General features: G+C 46.4%; 14 protein-coding genes. 11 read left to right on the top strand and 3 right to left on the bottom strand.

What is annotated here, in order from left to right; translation table 11 throughout:
- Positions 1 to 130: 130 nt before the first annotated feature.
- Complete coding sequence (locus tag MKY19_RS28680; RefSeq protein ID WP_339799246.1) at positions 131 to 2,359, top strand: MMPL family transporter; 2,229 nt, start codon at positions 131 to 133, stop codon at positions 2,357 to 2,359.
- A 169-nt stretch (positions 2,360 to 2,528) separates the two neighbouring features.
- Here MKY19_RS28680 and MKY19_RS28675 read toward each other — a convergent pair whose 3' ends face one another.
- The 3 genes from MKY19_RS28675 to MKY19_RS28665 all read right to left on the bottom strand — a co-directional run bounded on the left by MKY19_RS28675 (position 2,529) and on the right by MKY19_RS28665 (position 6,043).
- A complete protein-coding gene (locus tag MKY19_RS28675) occupies positions 2,529 to 2,846 on the bottom strand; it encodes an antibiotic biosynthesis monooxygenase (RefSeq protein WP_339799244.1) in 318 nt (105 codons plus the stop codon).
- 756 nt (positions 2,847 to 3,602) lie between these two features.
- Complete coding sequence (locus MKY19_RS28670) at positions 3,603 to 4,322, bottom strand: 3-ketoacyl-ACP reductase (RefSeq protein ID WP_339799242.1); 720 nt, start codon at positions 4,320 to 4,322, stop codon at positions 3,603 to 3,605.
- Positions 4,323 to 4,495: 173 nt separating this feature from the next.
- A complete protein-coding gene (locus tag MKY19_RS28665) occupies positions 4,496 to 6,043 on the bottom strand; it encodes an FAD-dependent oxidoreductase (protein ID WP_339799240.1) in 1,548 nt (515 codons plus the stop codon).
- Positions 6,044 to 6,200: 157 nt separating this feature from the next.
- Between MKY19_RS28665 and MKY19_RS28660 the strand changes: the two genes are divergently transcribed.
- From MKY19_RS28660 to MKY19_RS28615, 10 genes are all read left to right on the top strand, one after another.
- Positions 6,201 to 7,559, top strand: coding sequence for a spore germination protein (locus MKY19_RS28660; protein ID WP_339799238.1), 1,359 nt, complete (start codon positions 6,201 to 6,203; stop codon positions 7,557 to 7,559).
- Positions 7,559 to 8,659, top strand: coding sequence for a GerAB/ArcD/ProY family transporter (locus MKY19_RS28655; protein ID WP_339799236.1), 1,101 nt, complete (start codon positions 7,559 to 7,561; stop codon positions 8,657 to 8,659). Before MKY19_RS28660 ends, MKY19_RS28655 begins: the two co-directional genes overlap by 1 nt.
- Positions 8,656 to 9,753 (top strand): Ger(x)C family spore germination protein, encoded by a 1,098-nt coding sequence (locus tag MKY19_RS28650; protein WP_339799234.1) that lies wholly within the window; start codon positions 8,656 to 8,658, stop codon positions 9,751 to 9,753. Before MKY19_RS28655 ends, MKY19_RS28650 begins: the two co-directional genes overlap by 4 nt.
- Before the next feature lie 91 nt (positions 9,754 to 9,844).
- Entirely contained in the window at positions 9,845 to 10,240 is a 396-nt protein-coding gene (locus MKY19_RS28645) for a transcriptional repressor (protein ID WP_042131422.1), read from the top strand.
- Between the two features lie 236 nt (positions 10,241 to 10,476).
- Positions 10,477 to 12,462, top strand: coding sequence for a methyl-accepting chemotaxis protein (locus MKY19_RS28640; protein ID WP_339799232.1), 1,986 nt, complete (start codon positions 10,477 to 10,479; stop codon positions 12,460 to 12,462).
- Between the two features lie 121 nt (positions 12,463 to 12,583).
- Positions 12,584 to 13,396, top strand: a complete 813-nt coding sequence (locus MKY19_RS28635; protein ID WP_339799230.1) for a uroporphyrinogen-III synthase — start codon at positions 12,584 to 12,586, stop codon at positions 13,394 to 13,396.
- A 206-nt stretch (positions 13,397 to 13,602) separates the two neighbouring features.
- Complete coding sequence (locus tag MKY19_RS28630) at positions 13,603 to 14,241, top strand: ThuA domain-containing protein (RefSeq protein WP_042192549.1); 639 nt, start codon at positions 13,603 to 13,605, stop codon at positions 14,239 to 14,241.
- 94 nt (positions 14,242 to 14,335) lie between these two features.
- A complete protein-coding gene (locus MKY19_RS28625) occupies positions 14,336 to 14,683 on the top strand; it encodes a polyhydroxyalkanoate synthesis regulator (protein WP_339799228.1) in 348 nt (115 codons plus the stop codon).
- The gene (locus MKY19_RS28620; protein WP_339799226.1) at positions 14,684 to 16,351 is read left to right on the top strand and encodes an AarF/ABC1/UbiB kinase family protein; all 1,668 of its coding nucleotides are present in this window, start codon (positions 14,684 to 14,686) and stop codon (positions 16,349 to 16,351) included.
- 393 nt (positions 16,352 to 16,744) lie between these two features.
- Entirely contained in the window at positions 16,745 to 18,550 is a 1,806-nt protein-coding gene (locus tag MKY19_RS28615; protein WP_339799224.1) for a DEAD/DEAH box helicase, read from the top strand.
- Positions 18,551 to 18,622 lie beyond the last annotated feature (72 nt).

Raw genomic sequence — 18,622 nt, 5'->3', positions numbered from 1 at the left:
TTTTATATGTGATGAGGTGTTTTGATTTTTCAGAAAAATAAAAAAAGTTTGATTAAAAATTAAAGCATATATATGATAGAATTAAAAATGACCCGCGGCTCATTTTTAAGGCGGGAAGGTAAAAGAGAGGATGAAGGGAATGTCAGGCTACGGTAAATGGGTGGCAGGAAAAAAGACGAAGTGGATTACTCTTCTCGTATGGATAGTACTGGTAGGTGCACTTACCCTGTTATGGCCTGCAGTGAATTCTCAGGTTGCTAACAATGCGCCTAACCTCCCAGATGATGCACAATCGGTACAGGCAGCAGCTATTGCAGAACAAGAATTCCCTAGTGGAAGTGGAGTGCCTGCGCTGCTCGTATGGCATAGGGAAGGCGGGCTTTCACAAGATGATTTAGTACATATCACTGCTGTGTACAAGAAGTTGGAGCAGCAACCGTTACCCCATCAGAATTTTGTTCCTCCATTAGGACAGCTGCCGCCACAGGCACTACAAGCCTCGTTATCTGAGGATCTTAGTACGCTGGTAACCCCAGTGCTTTTTGATAAAACGGCAGATAGTGATCAGCTCGGCGAAGCTGTGACAGAAATGAAGAAGATCATAAACACGGAGACGGGTGGAGACCCCTCCGCTGCTAAGGTAGATGACAAAGAGCTGAGTTTACGTGTTACGGGTCCGGTGGGTATCTCTATTGATGCTACTGGCCTGTTCCAGAACGCAGACGTTTCCTTGCTAATTGCTACGGTTATGCTTGTGCTGGTGTTTTTATTGGTGATTTATCGTTCGCCTATCTTGGCATTTATTCCGCTTATTGCTGTTGGATTCGCTTATGGTGTAACTAGCCCGATTCTTGGGAAAATGGCGCAAGAAGGCTGGATCACCGTAGACTCGCAGGCAGTTTCCATCATGACGGTCCTGTTGTTCGGTGCGGGTACGGACTATTGTTTGTTCCTGATTTCGCGATTCCGTCAGCTTCTGAAGATAGAGCAAAGCAAAAGTCGTGCTCTGCTTCGTTCCATTACCGATTCTTCAGGCGCCATCGCTATGAGTGGTTTCACCGTTGTGCTTGCGCTGTTCGCGTTATTACTGGCCAAGTACGGAGCTTACCATCGGTTTGCCATCCCATTCAGCGTGTCGATTTTCATTATGGGGATTGCTAGCTTAACGCTTGTACCAGCACTGTTGGCGATCTTCGGACGGACCTCGTTCTTCCCATTCATTCCGCGCACGCCGCAAATGGAGGTTGAACGGGCTAAGGCTAAAGGAAAACCAGCTCCAGAACCCAAAGTCTCCCATAAAAAAGGGATTGGCGGATTTGTAGTTTCCAGGCCTTGGGCTATCGTAGGAGTGACTGTCATCGGACTGGGGATTCTAGCTTCATTCTCTAGTGGAATCAAGTTTACGTATGATATCCTCTCTTCTTTTCCTAAAAATATGGAGTCCCGCGAAGGGTTCGACCTCATCGGTAAGCAGTTTTCTCCGGGCGAACTAGCACCCGCTAAACTGATTATTGATACTAAGGGGCAAGCGAGTGGAGAGGATCTTAAAGTCATTCTCGGAGGGCTCACGTATGTGGACACGGTTTCCGATCCGCAGCATGGCGCTGTGAACAAGGATATTCTGGGTTATGATATTGAATTTAAGAACAATCCTTATTCACTTGAAGCGATGGGGCATATTCCAGCCCTTCTAGCAACAGCAGAGCAAGCGCTGATTGATGTAGGGGTAGAGAATCCTTCAGATCATGTGTGGGTAAGTGGTCAGACAGCGACGCAGTATGATACCAAAAAAATCGGAGATCGTGACACCGATCTGATTATTCCTGTTGTTATTGGATTGATCACGTTGCTGTTGTTGATATATCTGCGTTCGATAGTGGCGACTATTTATCTGGTCGGAACGGTCATTCTCTCCTTCTTCTCTGCACTTGGCTTAGGCTGGATTATCATTCACTATGTGATGGGGGCAGATGCCATTCAGGGAGCGATTCCGCTCTATTCCTTTGTATTCCTAGTGGCGCTTGGAGAAGATTACAACATCTTTATGATCTCGAATATTTGGAAAAAACGTAAGACCATGCCGCTTAAGCAGGCCATCGCGGAAGGCGTGAATGAGACCAGCTCGGTAATTACCTCTGCGGGCCTCATTCTGGCAGGTACTTTTGCTGTATTAGCTAGCTTACCGATTCAGGTGCTTGTGCAATTTGGTATCATCACCGCTCTAGGTATTCTACTTGATACCTTCGTAGTACGTCCGTTCCTTGTGCCCGCTATTACGACACTTTTTGGTCGATGGGCATTCTGGCCGGGGAAACATCAAGAGGTGGAGGAAGCTCTGCCTCGTGGTAGTGAGCAATAAGCGACACACTGTAAAAATAAACAGGGATGTCTCAAAGCCATATTGGCTTAGGGCATCCCTGTTGTTATTGTCGTGGCGGTCGTACTTCTGTTAATTGTATGACCGGTCTATATCACATAGACGCAAGTTATGCGAATAGCTTGCGGGACTAGTTGTACAATCTCTACACTTAATTGCTAGTGCCGGGCGTTCGGCTGATCATCAGCTTATATTTGTCGATCGAAGCACCAAGAATGGCTTCATTTCCACTAGCACCGCGGTGTGATTGACGGAAGGATTCACTGGATGTCCAGCCTTTAAATGCCTCCTCATTCTCCCACATGGTACAGATTTTTAATTCCTCAACACCTTCTTTGGCACTTCCTTGCCAAACCTCCATGCGGACGAATCCTGGCATATCCTGTACACCATTATTTCCTCCGAAACGTTGAGCGATGGCTTCACCATGACCTTCTTTAACTTTAATGGTATTTGTTACTACTAGCATATTAGGTAAACCTCCGTTCAGTAGTGTGATATCCATACATAAACATTAGGCTGAATAAATAATTGCACTTTATACACTTAAAAGTTCTGGTTCGTTAGAAACGAAGACGATAAGTGTATTCTCTGCAACTAAATTAGATGAATCTGGCGAATGGTCGAGAATTGCCTGCTTTTAGTTGCACAGAGTGCAATTAAAGCGTGAAGGATCCTCTAATTACGCTGAATAGATGTACAAAGTGCAACTATTGCTACTCGAACGCCTAGTAGTGACTAGAGCTCGATGTAACGGCCCTTAACTACAATTACTTATCGTAACTATAAGTACCAATCACAACTATAAGAAGAATATAAGCACCACAATATTATTATTACTAACAATTAAATAAGTACCTAAACCCCAGTTGCCTACTCTGGTGATGAAAGTGAAGTTTGATTGCAAAATGTGCAACAGAATAGCCAGGAACTAGTCTACAAAAGGTATTCTGTTGCACTCTGTACAATTGAATTAAGGTTAAATCGCCTAAAGTAGTGTTTTTCCCCAGTTTGATTGCACAAAGTGCAATCAAACCAAGTTTTAGCCGCCACCAGAGACATTCTATTGCACAAAGTGCAATCAGAGCATCGAGAGGAGTTAGAGCCTGAGGGATTATCGATCACAAATTGCAACAAAACAATCCAAGCTTCTTCCTCCTACATCCAGCCGCATTCTCCTGAACAAGCGCAATCAGAGCTTGAATTAGAACCAGCCAGCTCGCTTTTATTGCGGATTAGTGGTCCAGAGTCCAGCTGTTTTTAGGAAGACACGATCCGGCAGCTTCAAGGCTATTAAAGCCAATTCAGCTACATCCTCAGGCTGCATCATGCGGTCTTCGTCACCGATTTTAAGTCCAGCGTTGGAAGCTAATCCGGTGTTAACAGTGCTTGGAGTCAAGGCTACGACGCGGATGTTGTGCTTACGTACCTCTTGTGCGAGAGCTTCGGTCATGCCCATCAGTGCGAACTTGGATGCGCAGTAAGCCGAGCCTGTCGCGAAACCGCGTTCTCCAGCGGTAGAAGAGATATTGATGATATTTCCACCATTTTTCTCAATCATAGCTGGCAGTGCAGCGCGAGTTACATAATACGTACCGTAAAGATTGACTTGGATATGACTTTCCCAATCGGCAGGGTCCATTTCTACTAAAGTGCCGAATTTTGCAATTCCGGCATTGTTGATTAATGCGTCAAATGTTCCTAGCTCGTTTTGCAGGTAAGCAACCGCACGTTCAGCTTCTTCGCGTACAGCAATATCTGCTACGGCGACACTGACTTTCACGTCGTATACTTCCATTAAGGCTGATTTTAACGCTTCGAGATCGCCTGAAGTTCTGGAGATCAGGCCCAAATTAGCACCTTCCTTAGCTAGTGCCATGGCTAAGGCTTTGCCGATCCCTTTGCCTGCACCAGTAATCACAACACTCTTTCCTCTCAAATCCATCTCTAACGTCACGCTCCTTTAAACATTTTTGAAGCTAATGCTTCGTTCATGTCCTATTATACCTGAATGCTATAGAGCATTCACAATCGCCGAAGGAAACGATTTGAAAATTTCCATATATAGCGATGTTATTTTCCATGAATCCATCATTTTGTTTCCTCGAATGAAATGATTTATTCGTAAAGCTTCGTCAGCGGCACGGATGCGGGTCCCTCTAAGACTTCTCCATCATAGGAGAAACGGGAGCCGTGGCAAGGGCAATCCCAAGAACGGTCGCCGTCGTTCCATTCGCATTCACAGCCCATATGTGTACAGGTTCTGTCTACCAGATGAAGCTTCCCTTCCGGATCTTTATAGGCGCCGACTCGTTTGCCGTCATGGAAGACAACAGCCCCTTCGTCTGCCTTCAAATCACTTGTCTTTTTATGGACGATTTCTACTTTGCCCGCTACAAGCTCTTTTGCCACATTGGCATTTTGAACGAAGAAGCTTTTTAGGCTGGCGCCAGCTTTGAAGCGGGATGGATCGTATAGCTCTGTGTATGGATTATCCTTACGCTGAATCTGATCGGAGATAATTTGAGCGGATAAGGTACCGCTTGTCATGCCCCATTTTCCAAATCCGGTAGCGATATAAATCTCTTCGCTGTTCGAAATCTTGCCGATGTAGGGGACCTTGTCCAGCGTAATTAAATCCTGTGCTGACCAGCGGTAAGGGATCGATTTGATGCCCAGCAAGTGGCCTGCGAACAGCTCCAGATTCTCATAATGACCTATCGTGCAAATGCCTTGGCCCGTCTTATGATTCTCACCCCCGACGATAATCAGATTCTGGCCTTCCCACTCCACTGCACGCAGAGAACGGGTTGGTTCGCTGGCACTTAAATACATTCCACCCTCAAAATCCGTTTCGGGCTGGATCGCCAGACAGTAGGAACGTTCAGCATGCAGTCGCGAGAAATATAACGCACCTCCATCGTAGAAGGGGAAATGAGAAGCTGACACAGCGTAACGGCAGGTGATACGGAAGTCATTCTTTTCCGTAAAAAGCGTAAGCGTATCGTTCTTCTCCACCTTGTCCGCCATCATCGTATGCTCATAGATCATGCCACCTTTTTCCACGATAACCTTCAATAAGGCCTTCAGATATTGCAGGGGGTGAAAGCGAGCTTGTCCTGGTAATTTAATCGCACCGCTCGCCATCAGAGGGATAGAGACGTTATCCAGCCATTCACCGGGCAGGCCTAATTGTTCATAGGCTTGATACTCTTCTTCCAACTGTTTAAGCGTTTTATGATCTTCAGCATCTGCGTATAAATAGGCCGCTTCACGTTTCATGCCACAAGACACTTCCAGTTCCTCAGCCGTATTTAAGATCCAATTCATAGCCTCATTGTTCGATTGATAATAGAGCCGCGCATTCTCCGCCCCAAAATGTTTCAGCAAATGATGATAGATTAATCCGTGCTGAGTGGAGATCTTGGCGCTTGTAAAACCCGTAGTACCGCTGAGGATTTCCCCTGCCTCCAAGAGTGCGACTTTGTATCCGGCTTTGCTTAAGAGATAGGCTGTTGTAATCCCTGTAATACCGCCGCCCATCACAGCGACATCTGTCGAAATATCTTCATTCAGCTTTGGAAAGGTCGGTAAATCTGTAGTGTCACGCCATATTGATTCTGGAAATTGCGGAAGACCTTGCGTTATTTTACGGTGTGGATCCATCTTATTATCCCTCCATCTGTACAATGCTCATTTCATTTATTACCACAGTCCCGTTAAAAGAAACTCTGTATTCATATGTGCAGTGCATGAATTCAGAGAAATAGTGCCAAAATAAGGTGGCATCCGGGAAGCGCAGGATAAATAGGAGGGATGATCCATGTCAGTTCAACAGGATAAGCACAATGTTTCTCTGGAATGGATCAAGGGTGAGTTGGACGGATTTGCCGATTTAATTGATAGAACGCTCGTTGCACCTTTTGGGCAGATCAACTTAATTTATATTAAAAGCGTTACAGATTCGCAGACGCTCAGTCGCCATGTGATTACGCCGTTCTATGAGATGGGGGATACTAACGCTTACCTTGATTACATTACGACGTATCCGGGCACGGAAGAGGAGACTACGAAGGAAATAGCGATCGATCTTTTGCTTAGTGGCTACGTTCTTCTTAGCATAAATGATGTGATTTGTTTTTTTGACGCGATGAGTACAGAGAGCAGTGGTGTTAGTGAAACGTCTGCAGAAAGCATTTCACAGGGACCTTCAGATGCACTAACGGAGGATATTGCGGTTAATCTGAACATGATTCGCCGTCGCTATCAATCCACTAATCTCAAAATGGAAACCATGATCATCGGTGATGTCTCCAAAACAAAAGTGGCCATCCTATACGACATCAGTCGTGTTGATCATAATGTATTAGCGGAATTAAGGGAGAAGATGAATACCCTAAAGGTTGATATTTTACAGGCTACGGGAGAACTTGAGAAGTTTATAAGCAGTGATAAATTGAGAATACTCCCTAAGTCTATTATTACTGAAAGACCTGATAGAGTTGTGTTTAATTTGTCTGAAGGAAAAGTAGCGATACTCCTGGATACAACGGGATATGCGATAGTGTTGCCCTCCATATTTAACGATTTTTTTACATCCATGGATGATAAGATCCAATTTCCTATTGTGGGCCGTTTCTTAAAGCTACTCCGAATTATCGGTGTGTGCATGACGTTATGGCTGCCTGCGATCTATGTAACACTTACCTCGTATAACCCAGAGATTATTCGTGTGCAGGTTGCACTACTCATTTCGGGTAGTCGCGCGACCGTGCCTTATCCATCTTTTGTGGAAGTGCTCTTAATGCTTATGATGATGGAATTTCTGACCGAGGCGAGTTTACGGCTGCCCAAAGCGATTGGTCCTACGGCCACGACGGTCGGAGGTCTAATCTTAGGTCAGGCAGCTACGGCGGCAGGGCTTGTAGGTAATATTATGATTATATTGGTCTCTGCCGTTGCGATATCCAATTTTCTGATTCCTCTGAATATGATGAGCTTGTCAATACGCGTGCTGAAGTACATTTTTCTTATAGCTGCCGCTGTTCTAGGAATGGTTGGTGTAGTGGTCTGTGTTGTGGGATTCGCGATGTATTTATGCAATCAGCGTAGCTTTGGACAACCTTATTTCAGATTGTTTTTTCTTGATAACCTTGGTAAGAAGAAGGGCGGGGAACATTGATGGCCAAAAGCCGTTATTTCTACTGTCTTTTTCTGATGAACAGCTTGATCAACATCATTAATTTTGTTCCTAGGGAGCTAATAGACAGACGCTTTGACGGTGCTTTGTTCTCCATACTAATTGCAACGGTCCTTGGCACTTTGTTTGTCTATATATTTACTGTATTGATTGCTAAATTTCCTGGAAAGGGGTTTCCAGAAATATTTACCCCTCTTCTTCCTAAACTGCTAGTCAAACCCCTACTAGTGTTTTTTGCGGGGTTATGGTGTGTGGCTGGTGGGGTTACTTTGCTTTCCTTTGTAGATATTACACTGCGATATGTCAGTCCGAATTCAAGCCCATATACTGTCGTGATCGGCTTTCTGATATTGGTCTGCATCTGCTGTCGCTTTGATTCACTATCACTTTTGTATGGTCTTGAAATCATTCTTTTCGTTACATTACCGTTAATTGTCTATGGCATCGTAAAGGCGCTGACCAATCCGGACTTCAATTGGGATTCTGTTCTGCAGATCACTACATACATCTGGCATAAGCCGGATTTGATGAGTCTTTCGGCAGCTACCTTTTCTTTTAGTGGTTATATTAATCTAGCCATCTTTAATCGGGTGTTTCATGGGTTAAAGCTAAAGCATGTTTGGATTTTAGGGGTGGAAGGACTTCTCGTACTTCTCGTAACCTTTTTGGTCCCTATCGGTTATTTCGGTACTGTTGCGATTGAGAGACATGTATATACGTGGTTCTCGACGGCAGACAGTATCCGGATAGAATCCTTTATTATTGAACGGATGTTGTTTATTTTTTATTTTGCCTACATGACTTTATCTCTGGTGAGCGTAATTGTTCATTGGCATGTAGGGTTAGGGTTATTCAAAAGTGCTATTTCATCTACGAAAAAAAAATCCCAGAAGGCAGAGCAGTGGAAAGAGTGGCTCATCCTGTGCTTGTTTAGCGGACTGGTCCTCTCCTTAATTTGGATGGATCAATATCAGCTCAACGTGTTGGGCATTTGGTTTCTACAGATCCGCTGGTTTGGTGAGATGTTCTTAATCGCTCTGCTGTTTTATTGTTATCGCAAAGTAAGGAGGCAGAGGTTGTGAGAAAAGCACTTAGTGCAATAGGAATTGTATTACTGCTACTCCTTGCCGGCTGTGACTTCAAAGAAATTGATTTACGGATATTCGTCCTTGCGATCGGTGTTGACCCTGGTGAAGAAGAAGGGGCTTTCAAGATCAGTTTGAAACTTGCTATCCCTCAGGGGGATGTTACCAAGATTGATGAGAAGATGCAGATATTAACCGAAGAGTCCCCAAGTATTTCAGAAGCGCTGCGTAGAATGAAATCCAGAGTGGAGAAGGAGCTTGATTATTCCCATTGTAAATCGATTATTTTGGGGGAAGGGATCGCACGCAGAGATATTCAGCATGTTATGGATTGGGCGGTGCGGCGCAGAGATATCCAGCTTATTCTCAATTTTGCGATCGGGCGTCCGGAGGCACTTCAAGTGCTGCAGGTACGACCCGAATCGGAGCGTATCCCATCGAATTCTCTTATTCTAGCTATGAGTGGACAAGGCACGGAGTCTCCATTTATTTCTAGTGTATATTCCTTTCAGCTGATGAGAAATATTTATGAGAAGGGAATTGATCCGATCTTGCCGATTATCGAGGCCAAAGGGAAGAGCGAGTTCTTAATTGATAAAATCGCCCTACTGGATAGCGAGAAAATCAAGATGGTGCTTACACCGAACGAAACCCGGCTATACAATCTGCTGTCGCGCTCCAACTTACGGACCAATTTGCCAGCCCATATTGAGGGGGTCATGTATCAGTATTACACAGAGAGATCATCCTCGGACTACAAGATACTAAATACGAAGAGCGGAAAAGCTACTATTCGATACCATATTAAGATTAAAGGGATCCTCGAAGAGAGTAGCAGCCCGGATTTGGTGACACATAGCAAGTTGAAAAAAATTCAGGCAGCTGGCGAGAAAGAATTGGAAGATGATATCTTAGAATTACTGAAAAAAATTCATACGAGCGGTTTGGATCCTTTTGGGTGGGGGCTGCACTATGGAGCTAGACATTTTAATAATGATACCGAAATGGAAGTGTGGAAGGGGCTCTATGCCGGGCTCGATTTTCAGGTCAAAGCTGATGTTAACATCAAATATTCAGGATTGATTAAGTAACTGAGAAAGTAATGAGTGGATAAAAGTGGGATTGACGTTCTTACCTTCACGATTTATACTTGATCTAAAAACAAGTTAGAGGATGATAGCAATGAAAAGTCTAAATTTGACTTCCCAACGTCAAGCCGTTTACGATATCGTCCTTAATTCACATGACCATCCCACTGCTGCGGAAGTAATGAACCGGCTAGTAGAACAAGGTCATAGCTTAGCATACGGTACTGTATATAACTCTCTTCGTTATCTTTCAGATAAACAAATGATTCGTGAGCTTAAGCTTGGTGAGGCTGCCAGCAGATATGATGCCCGCATGGATGATCATCAGCATATCATTTGCGAGGTTTGCGGTGCGGTTGATGAGGTAATGAACCAAGTTCCACGAGACTGGATGAACACAGTGGCCAAGGATACAGGTTATACCATTGGTCATGCTCATGTGGTATTCGGAGGCGTCTGCCCGAACTGCAAGAATAAGAACGTGAACTAGGATGAAAGAACCGGAGCCTTTTGCTACGGTAATGATAAGAAATAGGCTTATTTGAGTAGATCGCTCTCTTTGAGGCGGTCTTTTTGTTGCGTTTATATGACAATTTTTAAGAATGATGAGAAAAATGAAGAAAGATAGGAGGAAAATCGGTTCCAAAGGAGGATATATAATTATATAGTAAGTCTGGTAAATAAGTCCTTCTTTAAGACTCGAAGAGAGAGAGTGTGATGACATCTATGAACAAAAAAGCGGGTATGAGTATCCGAACCAAATTAATTCTGACATACCTATTAGTTCTACTGTTGCCCAGTATCATTATCGGTTGGCGAACCTATCAATCTGCTAGCCATGAAGTGGAAGATCAACTGGTGAACAATGCTACCGAAAGTGTTGAGGCAGTAGATGCAATCATCAACTCGAATATTCAATCAAAAATAGATGCTATTTCTTATTTTGCTGCTGAGTTCACCGCTGAGGGGACCAACAGTGAGGCAAATGGAGAGACGGTAGCTTCTATGAAGGACAGATTAAAGGAATATGCTGTGCTACATCCTGATGTGCTAGATATTTATGTTAGTACAAGCAGAGGGCGATCGATCCATGCTTCGGAAGCCAAGCTGCCCGAAGGCTATGATCCCAGGCAGGAAAGTGCCTATATTAATTCTCTGAAGCACGGGAAAGGTGTTGTGATTTCTCCGGCCTTTCAAACTGTGAATCAGGAAACGGCGATCGCGATATCAACGGTCCTGAAGAGCGGTGACGGGGTAATAACCCTGAATCTCAATCTATCTGCATTAGGAGAATTGACCGCGACCAAGGTGGGCAAGGAAGGATATATTATTATCCTGGATAACAGCAAGAAATATCTTGTTCATCCAACAGAGGCTATTGGGCTGGAGTCATCCGATGACTTTATAAAAACAATGTTCGAGGAAGATCAAGGTACTTTTGATTATGTCTACAAGGGTACGCACAAAAAGATGACGTTTATGGTAAACGAGCTTACGGGCTGGAGAATTGGAGGCACGATAAGCATAGATGAAGTGACTTCAGTAACGAGTGGAATCCGCAATACAGCGCTGCTTGTAATTGTAGCTTCCGTTCTGCTTGCACTGATCGTAATCTATTTTAATATTCAATCTATCTTGAAGCCTCTGATCCGTTTGCGGAAAGCAACTGCCGTGATAGCCAAAGGGGATCTGTCCGAAGACATGGGGGTTTTCCGCAAAGATGAAATTGGCATGCTAGCCGAGAACTTTCAATTAATGGTGCTCAGCCTGCGTCAGATGATCATAGGTGTGCAGGAGATGACGAGTAATGTCTCCTCTTCAGCCGAAGAGCTGACTGCCAGTGCGGAGCAGAATGCCCAAACGATCGAACAAATGACGATAGCGATTCAGGAGGTAGCGGTAGGGACGGAACGGCAGGTGATCGGTGTACGCAAAGGAATGGAAAGTACAGCGGCGACGACAAGCGAAGTGGATCATATTTCCGTATATATGGAGCAGGTGTCTGCGATGATGGACAAGACTTCACTCTCTGCTTCGGAAGGAAATGATTCCGTCATCAGCGTGGTGGATAAGATCAATGGTATCGATAGAACGGTGGGAGAGCTTGGCAGTGTAATCGACAAGCTGAACGAAAGAACCGGTCAAATTGAGGGCATTGTCGGCGTAATCACAGGGATTGCCCGTCAGACCAATCTGTTAGCTCTCAATGCTTCTATTGAGGCGGCCAGAGCTGGAGAGCATGGCCGTGGATTTGCCGTTGTCGCTGCTGAAGTGCGTAAGCTGGCAGAGGAATCAGAGAGATCAGCGCATTTGATTGCAGAGCAGATTACCGCCATTAATAGTGAGATGACGCTGGTGACTCATACGATGGAGGACACAAAGCAACGCGTAACCGAAGGGATAGAGGCCGTGGATACTTCCGGACGTTCCTTCTCCCGTATCCGTAGAGCGGTCAAGAGTGCCGCAGAGAAGATTGAGGCAATGGGTGGGGCTGTACAGACCTTATTGGTGGAATCAGATCACATGGAGAAGGCTATAGGAGAGATTCGCGGCATCTCTGAAGAAGCGGCTGTGAATACAGAGACCATCGCGACGGCAGCGCAAGAGCAGCTCGCTTCTGTTGAAGAGATGGCGTCTTCGTCTACCGACCTTAGCCGTCTTGCGGAGGAACTGCAAAAGCTTGTGAGTAGCTTTAAAATACACTCTTCCTAGTAATAATATATATTTCATATAGGAAAACGATGCTTTTATCTTCCCTTTTGCAGCCCTTTGCAAGTATACTGATGAACAATAATGTTGGGTTAGGCAACGGAGAGAGGAGAGATAATAGTACATGGCAGAGCAACTGAAAGGGTTCACGGTCGCCTTGGCGGGCCCGCGCAAATCGGAAGAGATGGCCAAGTTGGTGCAAAATATGGGGGGGACGGCGTTATGTCGACCTGCTCAAGGTACTGTTTTTCTTGATGATGAGGCATTGGAGGAAGGATTGAATTCATGGATCAGCGATCCGCCTTATTTGGTGATCCTTACCACAGGCATGGGACTGGATGCTCTCTTCCAAACGGCTGAACGCCTTAATATCGCTGAGCGTTTCTTAGAGGTCCTTTCTGGTTCTATTATTGCTGCACGGGGTTATAAGACAGTGAATGCTTTGAAAAAAAGAGGACTTACGCCGGAGGTTCGTGACGACGACGGAAGTACGATCGGATTGATTCGTGGGCTTCAATCTTTGGATTTGAAGGGCAAGGAGGTCGTACTGCAGCTGCACGGCGACCCAGCTCCTCGTATGCTCGCATGGCTGCAGGAGGCTGGGGCGAATACCCGCCAAGTGCTGCCGTATCGTCATACTCTACCAGAACCGGGTGAGCTTGAAAGATTGCTTACAGAAATCATAGAAGGTAAGATTGATGCCGTGGCTTTTACAAGTGCGCCACAATTTCGTTTCCTCTCTCAATTTGCTCGGGAACAGGGCAAGCTGGAGGAGATGCTGAGGTCTTTCGAGGATAAAGTGCTTGCTGTTTCTGTAGGGCGTATTACCTCTGAGGCTCTAAAAGAAGAGGGCCTACAACGTATCATCATGCCTGAGCATGAACGGATGGGAAGCATGATTGTAGAGTTGGGCAAATATGTGGCGGCGAATCGCTAGACCACAGTGTGCGGAAGCTTTACAAGATTTACGTTACTATTCAGAAGCATTCCCGCCGGATTCAATGGGTGGGGATGCTTTTTTACCCGGAAGAGGATGCCTTAAGAGTAGTAAACCTGCCATCTGCATGGACATTCGCAGCAGTTTTCCTTAGAATATAGGCAACATGTGATGAATAATAACAATGAATAAGGAGGAGGATCCCCATGGACAAAAGAAAATGTCTGTTACTTGGTGATTATACCCATCCCCGTTTCCATCCACTTCAAGGAGTGGACCAACAAATTAGCGAGATCTTAAATGATTTATTAACCGTTCAGTGTTCAGAAAATAAAAAAATGATGCGCATTGAGCATTTAGGAAGTTATGACTTATGCATTGCCTACAACGAATTATGGAATGAAACTGTATCTCCTCAGCAAACCGCTGGCCTACTCAGCTATGTGAGCGGTGGTGGAGGACTGATTGTTCTTCATACAGGTGCTTCATTGACGAAGCGTAACGAACTAGCTCAGCTGATCGGTGGACGCTTTAATGGTCACACCGCTTACGAGCCAATGAATTTTAAGGTGCTAGAGCATGACATTACTGAGGGCGTTGAAGACTTCCAGCTGGATGAGGAGCCTTATCATTTCGAATTTGATCCGTTCACAGATCGGACTATTCTTCTTCAGTATGAATCGGAGGGTCAATGGCTTCCAGCTGCATGGTGCCACAGCTATGGTTTAGGACGAGTAGTGTTCCTTATGCCTGGGCATCATGAGCCATCCTTCCGCCATCCAGCACTACGTAAACTGATCTTGCAGGCAGCTACTTGGGCTGCACGTATTCCGGTAAGTAACTAAGGATAGAGCGTTTTTTTGAAATACGCACACAGTGAGGTATACTTTAATTATCAACTCCGTTTGTAACGAAACGGAATCTTTGGGAGGAAGTACTATGAGTGATTTGTTTAAAAAAGCGATCTCTTTAGGAGTGGGCCTCACCATTGTTAGTAAGGAAAAAGTAGAAAAGGTCGTTGAGGAACTAGTGAAGCGTGGGGAGCTTGCTCCTTCGGAGTCTAAGGCCCTAGTTGACCGTCTGATTGAACGCGGTGAGGAAGAGCGAGGTATGCTCAAGTCTGTTGTACAAGAACAAGTACAACGCGTGTTGAAGGAAATGAAGGTTCCTGTACAAAGTGATATTGACGAGCTGGAAGGCCGAATTGCTGTGTTGGAGCGTCGATTGGCCGAGCTGGAGGGCATTTCCCATCTAGAAGGAACATCGGCGGAAACGCATACGGACTAAATGGCAGTACGTATCAGACATGCCGGACGATACCGGTCCATTGCCATGGCGCTTATGCACCATGGTTTTGGCTATATGGTGGAGGAGCTGGGGCTCTATCATTTATTATCCCTTCCACGCCGTCTTGTAACGCAAGAAGCTCATACAAGCCTTACGCTCGGGGAGCGGATTCGGCTCGTATTGGAGGATTTGGGCCCAACCTTTATAAAGCTTGGACAACTCGCCAGTACACGTTCGGATCTGCTGCCTGATTCTATTATTCAAGAATTGGTAAAACTACAGGATAATGTGCCCCCGTTCCCTGTGGAGCGCGTGCGCACGATTGTGGAGCATGAACTCGATCAACGGATGGATGAAATCTTTAATTCCTTTGAGGATACTCCTCTTGCGGCTGCGTCGATCGGTCAAGTGCATAGAGCTGTTCTTCACAGTGGGCAGGTCGTGGCTGTTAAAGTTCAGCGCCCTGGCATACTGCGAACGATGAGTAGGGATTTGGAAATTCTCAAAGATCTGAGCGCCCTTGCTGAGAAGCAGCTAGGCTGGGCGAGGCAATATCAGTTGTCCCGTATGGTAGAGGAATTCTCGAAATCTCTGCTTGGCGAGCTGGATTACGGCCAAGAAGGACGCAATGCAGAGAAAATAGCTCAACAGATGGATTATGACGGAGTATACATCCCGGATATTTATTGGGACTATACGTCAGCACGAGTGCTGACGATGGAATATGTGGTAGGGATTACACTAAGTCGTCGCGATGAACTACTGAGTAGCGGCGTTAAGCTTAAGGTTATTGCTCAGCAGCTCGTGGAAATGATGCTAAGACAAATTTTCATTCATGGCTTTTTTCATGCAGATCCGCATCCAGGGAATGTTATGAGAATGGCTGATGGGAAGCTGGCTTTGATTGATTTTGGCATGATGGGGCGGCTGAACGAAGAGATGAAAGAGCAGCTGTCTGCGCTTGTCATCGCACTAATGCGCAAGAATACGGATGCGATGGTCCGGGCAATTTTGCGACTCGGAGTCATCCCTGAGGATGCTGATCGAGCGGCATTGCATAATGATATGGATCGACTTCGCGAAGAGTATTATGATGTTCCGTTTAGTAAGATGAGCATAGGTAAAGCGCTAAATGATCTGTTTGGCATTGCTCGCAAGCATCGATTAGTCCTTCCCCCGGATCTAACGATGCTTGGTAAGACGATGCTGACGCTTGAGGGTGTCATTAGCAACTTGGACCCAACGATTAGCATTTTAGAGATGGCAGAGCCTTTTGGACGGGAACTTGTGAAGCAACGATTTAGTGGTCCCCGATTGCAGCGCAAGTTCCTTGGAGGCGTAGCCGATTTAACGGAGAGTCTTCTAGAGCTTCCTGGGCAGGCAAGGCAGCTATCCGCACTAATTAGTAAGGGAAAGCTAAAGGTAGAGATTGCGGCACCTGAGCTGGAGCATTTGGAGCGAAAGCTGGATCGGGTTGGGAACCGCTTAGCGTTTAGTATTGTGATGCTTGCGTTCAGTATCATCATGGTTGGACTCATTATTGGAACTGCGATGCGCGGTCAGCCTTCAGTGTTATGGAATTTCCCTACAGTGGAGATTGGCGGCGTAGTAGCGCTTCTGATGTTCTTATGGTTGATCTTTGCGATTTTTAAATCGGGAAGGTTCTAACCTACAACTACAGGATAGAATAATTATTATTCTGCAGTTTCACACAAATGCCGTTCTATCAAGTACAATATAAAAGATAACTTTCTAAGCTTAACTTTACTTCTATTGTATAAAGTGGAATGGAACGCAAATGGAGTGCCGTCTAAACGTCCGGTGGATCGCTGCTGCCCAGAAACCGAACTTTGACCGCACTCTTTTAACGGGTCAAGGGATACATGGGACGGAAGAATGCCGGTGACGGGGTTCTTCCGCTTTTGTTTGAATATAGCTGAATCGGAAGCATACGCCCCAAAAGGACAGTCAAGTAGGGGCTGCCTGAATAGGGCTTTGGAAGACGGAAGTTAAGTAAGAGATGTAATCAAATTTAACTGAGAAAATAGTGAGGTGGAGAATTTGCCGGGATTTAAAGAATTAGGTGTTTCAGAATTACTGTGTACATTGCTTCAAGGTCAAGGCATCGTTAAGCCTACACCAGTGCAACAGGAAGCAATACCGCCATTGGTGCAGGGTCTGGATGTAATTGCAAGAGCGAAGACAGGTACAGGGAAGACATTAGCTTTCTTGCTGCCAATTATGGACAAGATCCACACGGAGCGAGCTTATCCGCAGGCGCTAATTATGGCCCCAACACGTGAGTTGGCTTTGCAGATTACAGAAGAGGCACGTAAGCTGGCGCGTCATACGGATATTAAAATCTTGGCTGTTTATGGTGGTCAGGATGTTGAGAAGCAGCTGCGTAAGCTCGAAGGTGGCAGACATCTTATTATCGGTACACCGGGCAGACTGCTAGATCATATGCGCCGGGAGACGCTCGATCTTAGTGGCGTTAAGATGCTCGTTCTGGACGAAGCGGATCAAATGCTGCATATGGGATTCTTGGAGGATGTAGAGACCATTATTACGGCTGTTCCTTATCGCCGTCAAACGATGTTGTTCTCTGCGACGATGCCAGATCCGATTAAACGTCTCGCAGCTAATTACATGAAAGAGCCTCTGGATATCATTATTAAGAGTGGTTCTCCGATTCCGCTGGATAATATCAAACAGCAAGTCGTGGAAGTCTCGGATCGTAATAAAGAAGAGGCACTCAAAACATTGATTGAACGGGATCGTCCTTACTTGGCTATTATTTTCTGCCGGACCAAACGTCGGGTGTCCAAGCTGAACGAAGCACTCCAAGCAGCAGGTTATGATTGTGATGAGCTGCACGGTGATTTGTCTCAAGGTAAACGCGAAGGTGTAATGAAGAGATTCCGTGATGCGAAGCTGCAGCTTCTTGTAGCCACAGATGTAGCGGCTCGGGGGCTGGATGTCGAAGGTATCACTCATATCTTTAACTACGATATGCCACTTGATGTGGATAGCTATATTCACCGGATCGGCCGGACAGGCCGTGCCGGAGGCAAAGGGCTAGCAATTACGTTCACTTCTCCACGTGAGCAAGATGGACTAGACCTGATCGAGCATGGCATTTCGCAGCGTCTGGATCGCCGCCGTTACGACAAGGATGAATTCGGCGTTGGCGAATTCGTTGCAGTACAAGGCGGCGGACGCCACGGCGGTCGTCAAAGCGGCGGCGCTGAGGCAGCGCGCACGGGCCGCGGACCGAAGACCGGCGGCTCTGGCCGCGGCGGTGCTCCGCGCGGCGAAGGCGGAGCGCGGCAAGGTGGCCGCGGCCGCGGTAAGGAAGCAGGCGGCTGGGGCGCGCCTGCAGAAGGTCGCCGTGGTGGTCGTTCTGATGCGGCGGCTGGCAAGCGCGGCGGCAGCGGCTTTGATGCTGCCGCACCTAAGGGCGGCGGCAAGGCTGCCGGCGTAGTACGAGTAGGCGGCGGCTATGGCGCCTTCGCCTCCAGAGGCGATGCGCCAGCTAGCGGCAACGCAGCAGCGCCTAGCAGCACCGGTTCGCGCGGTGCGAACCGGAAGGGCGGCCCAAGCACTGGCTACAGCGAGAACGTAGCCAGAGGTGCAGACGGCGGCGCTTACGTTGGCGGCACACCACGAGGCGGCTTAGGCAGCGGCTACGGTACGGGTCCGTCTAGAGGCGGCGGCAAAGGTGGTAAAGGTAGCAAAGGCGGCTATAGCGGTGCCAAGGGTGGCGCTGGTAAAGGCGGCCGCAACAGCGGAAATACGGGTTCCTCACGGGGTGGACGTGGTAGCTCCGGCGGCTTTAAAAGCGGCGGCAGAGGCACATCCAGATAATGTGAGTGGAATTTCATAACTAAAACTTGTTACCATAGAAGTTAGCGGACAAGCTAACTCCCTATGGTAACT

Origin of the sequence: Paenibacillus sp. FSL R5-0744, assembly GCF_037972555.1 — a bacterium.
GTDB lineage: Bacteria > Bacillota > Bacilli > Paenibacillales > Paenibacillaceae > Paenibacillus_AQ.
This window is presented reverse-complemented; position numbering and strand designations above follow the sequence as displayed.

What these genes read in the sequence shown, in the direction of transcription:
- MKY19_RS28680 (WP_339799246.1), top strand. Translation starts at nt 131, where the DNA reads ATGAAGGGAATGTCAGGCTACGGTAAATGGGTGGCAGGAAAAAAGACG.
- MKY19_RS28675 (WP_339799244.1), bottom strand. Translation starts at nt 2,846, where the DNA reads ATGCTAGTAGTAACAAATACCATTAAAGTTAAAGAAGGTCATGGTGAA.
- MKY19_RS28670 (WP_339799242.1), bottom strand. Translation starts at nt 4,322, where the DNA reads ATGGATTTGAGAGGAAAGAGTGTTGTGATTACTGGTGCAGGCAAAGGG.
- MKY19_RS28665 (WP_339799240.1), bottom strand. Translation starts at nt 6,043, where the DNA reads ATGGATCCACACCGTAAAATAACGCAAGGTCTTCCGCAATTTCCAGAA.
- MKY19_RS28660 (WP_339799238.1), top strand. Translation starts at nt 6,201, where the DNA reads ATGTCAGTTCAACAGGATAAGCACAATGTTTCTCTGGAATGGATCAAG.
- MKY19_RS28655 (WP_339799236.1), top strand. Translation starts at nt 7,559, where the DNA reads ATGGCCAAAAGCCGTTATTTCTACTGTCTTTTTCTGATGAACAGCTTG.
- MKY19_RS28645 (WP_042131422.1), top strand. Translation starts at nt 9,845, where the DNA reads ATGAAAAGTCTAAATTTGACTTCCCAACGTCAAGCCGTTTACGATATC.
- MKY19_RS28640 (WP_339799232.1), top strand. Translation starts at nt 10,477, where the DNA reads ATGAACAAAAAAGCGGGTATGAGTATCCGAACCAAATTAATTCTGACA.
- MKY19_RS28635 (WP_339799230.1), top strand. Translation starts at nt 12,584, where the DNA reads ATGGCAGAGCAACTGAAAGGGTTCACGGTCGCCTTGGCGGGCCCGCGC.
- MKY19_RS28630 (WP_042192549.1), top strand. Translation starts at nt 13,603, where the DNA reads ATGGACAAAAGAAAATGTCTGTTACTTGGTGATTATACCCATCCCCGT.
- MKY19_RS28625 (WP_339799228.1), top strand. Translation starts at nt 14,336, where the DNA reads ATGAGTGATTTGTTTAAAAAAGCGATCTCTTTAGGAGTGGGCCTCACC.
- MKY19_RS28620 (WP_339799226.1), top strand. Translation starts at nt 14,684, where the DNA reads ATGGCAGTACGTATCAGACATGCCGGACGATACCGGTCCATTGCCATG.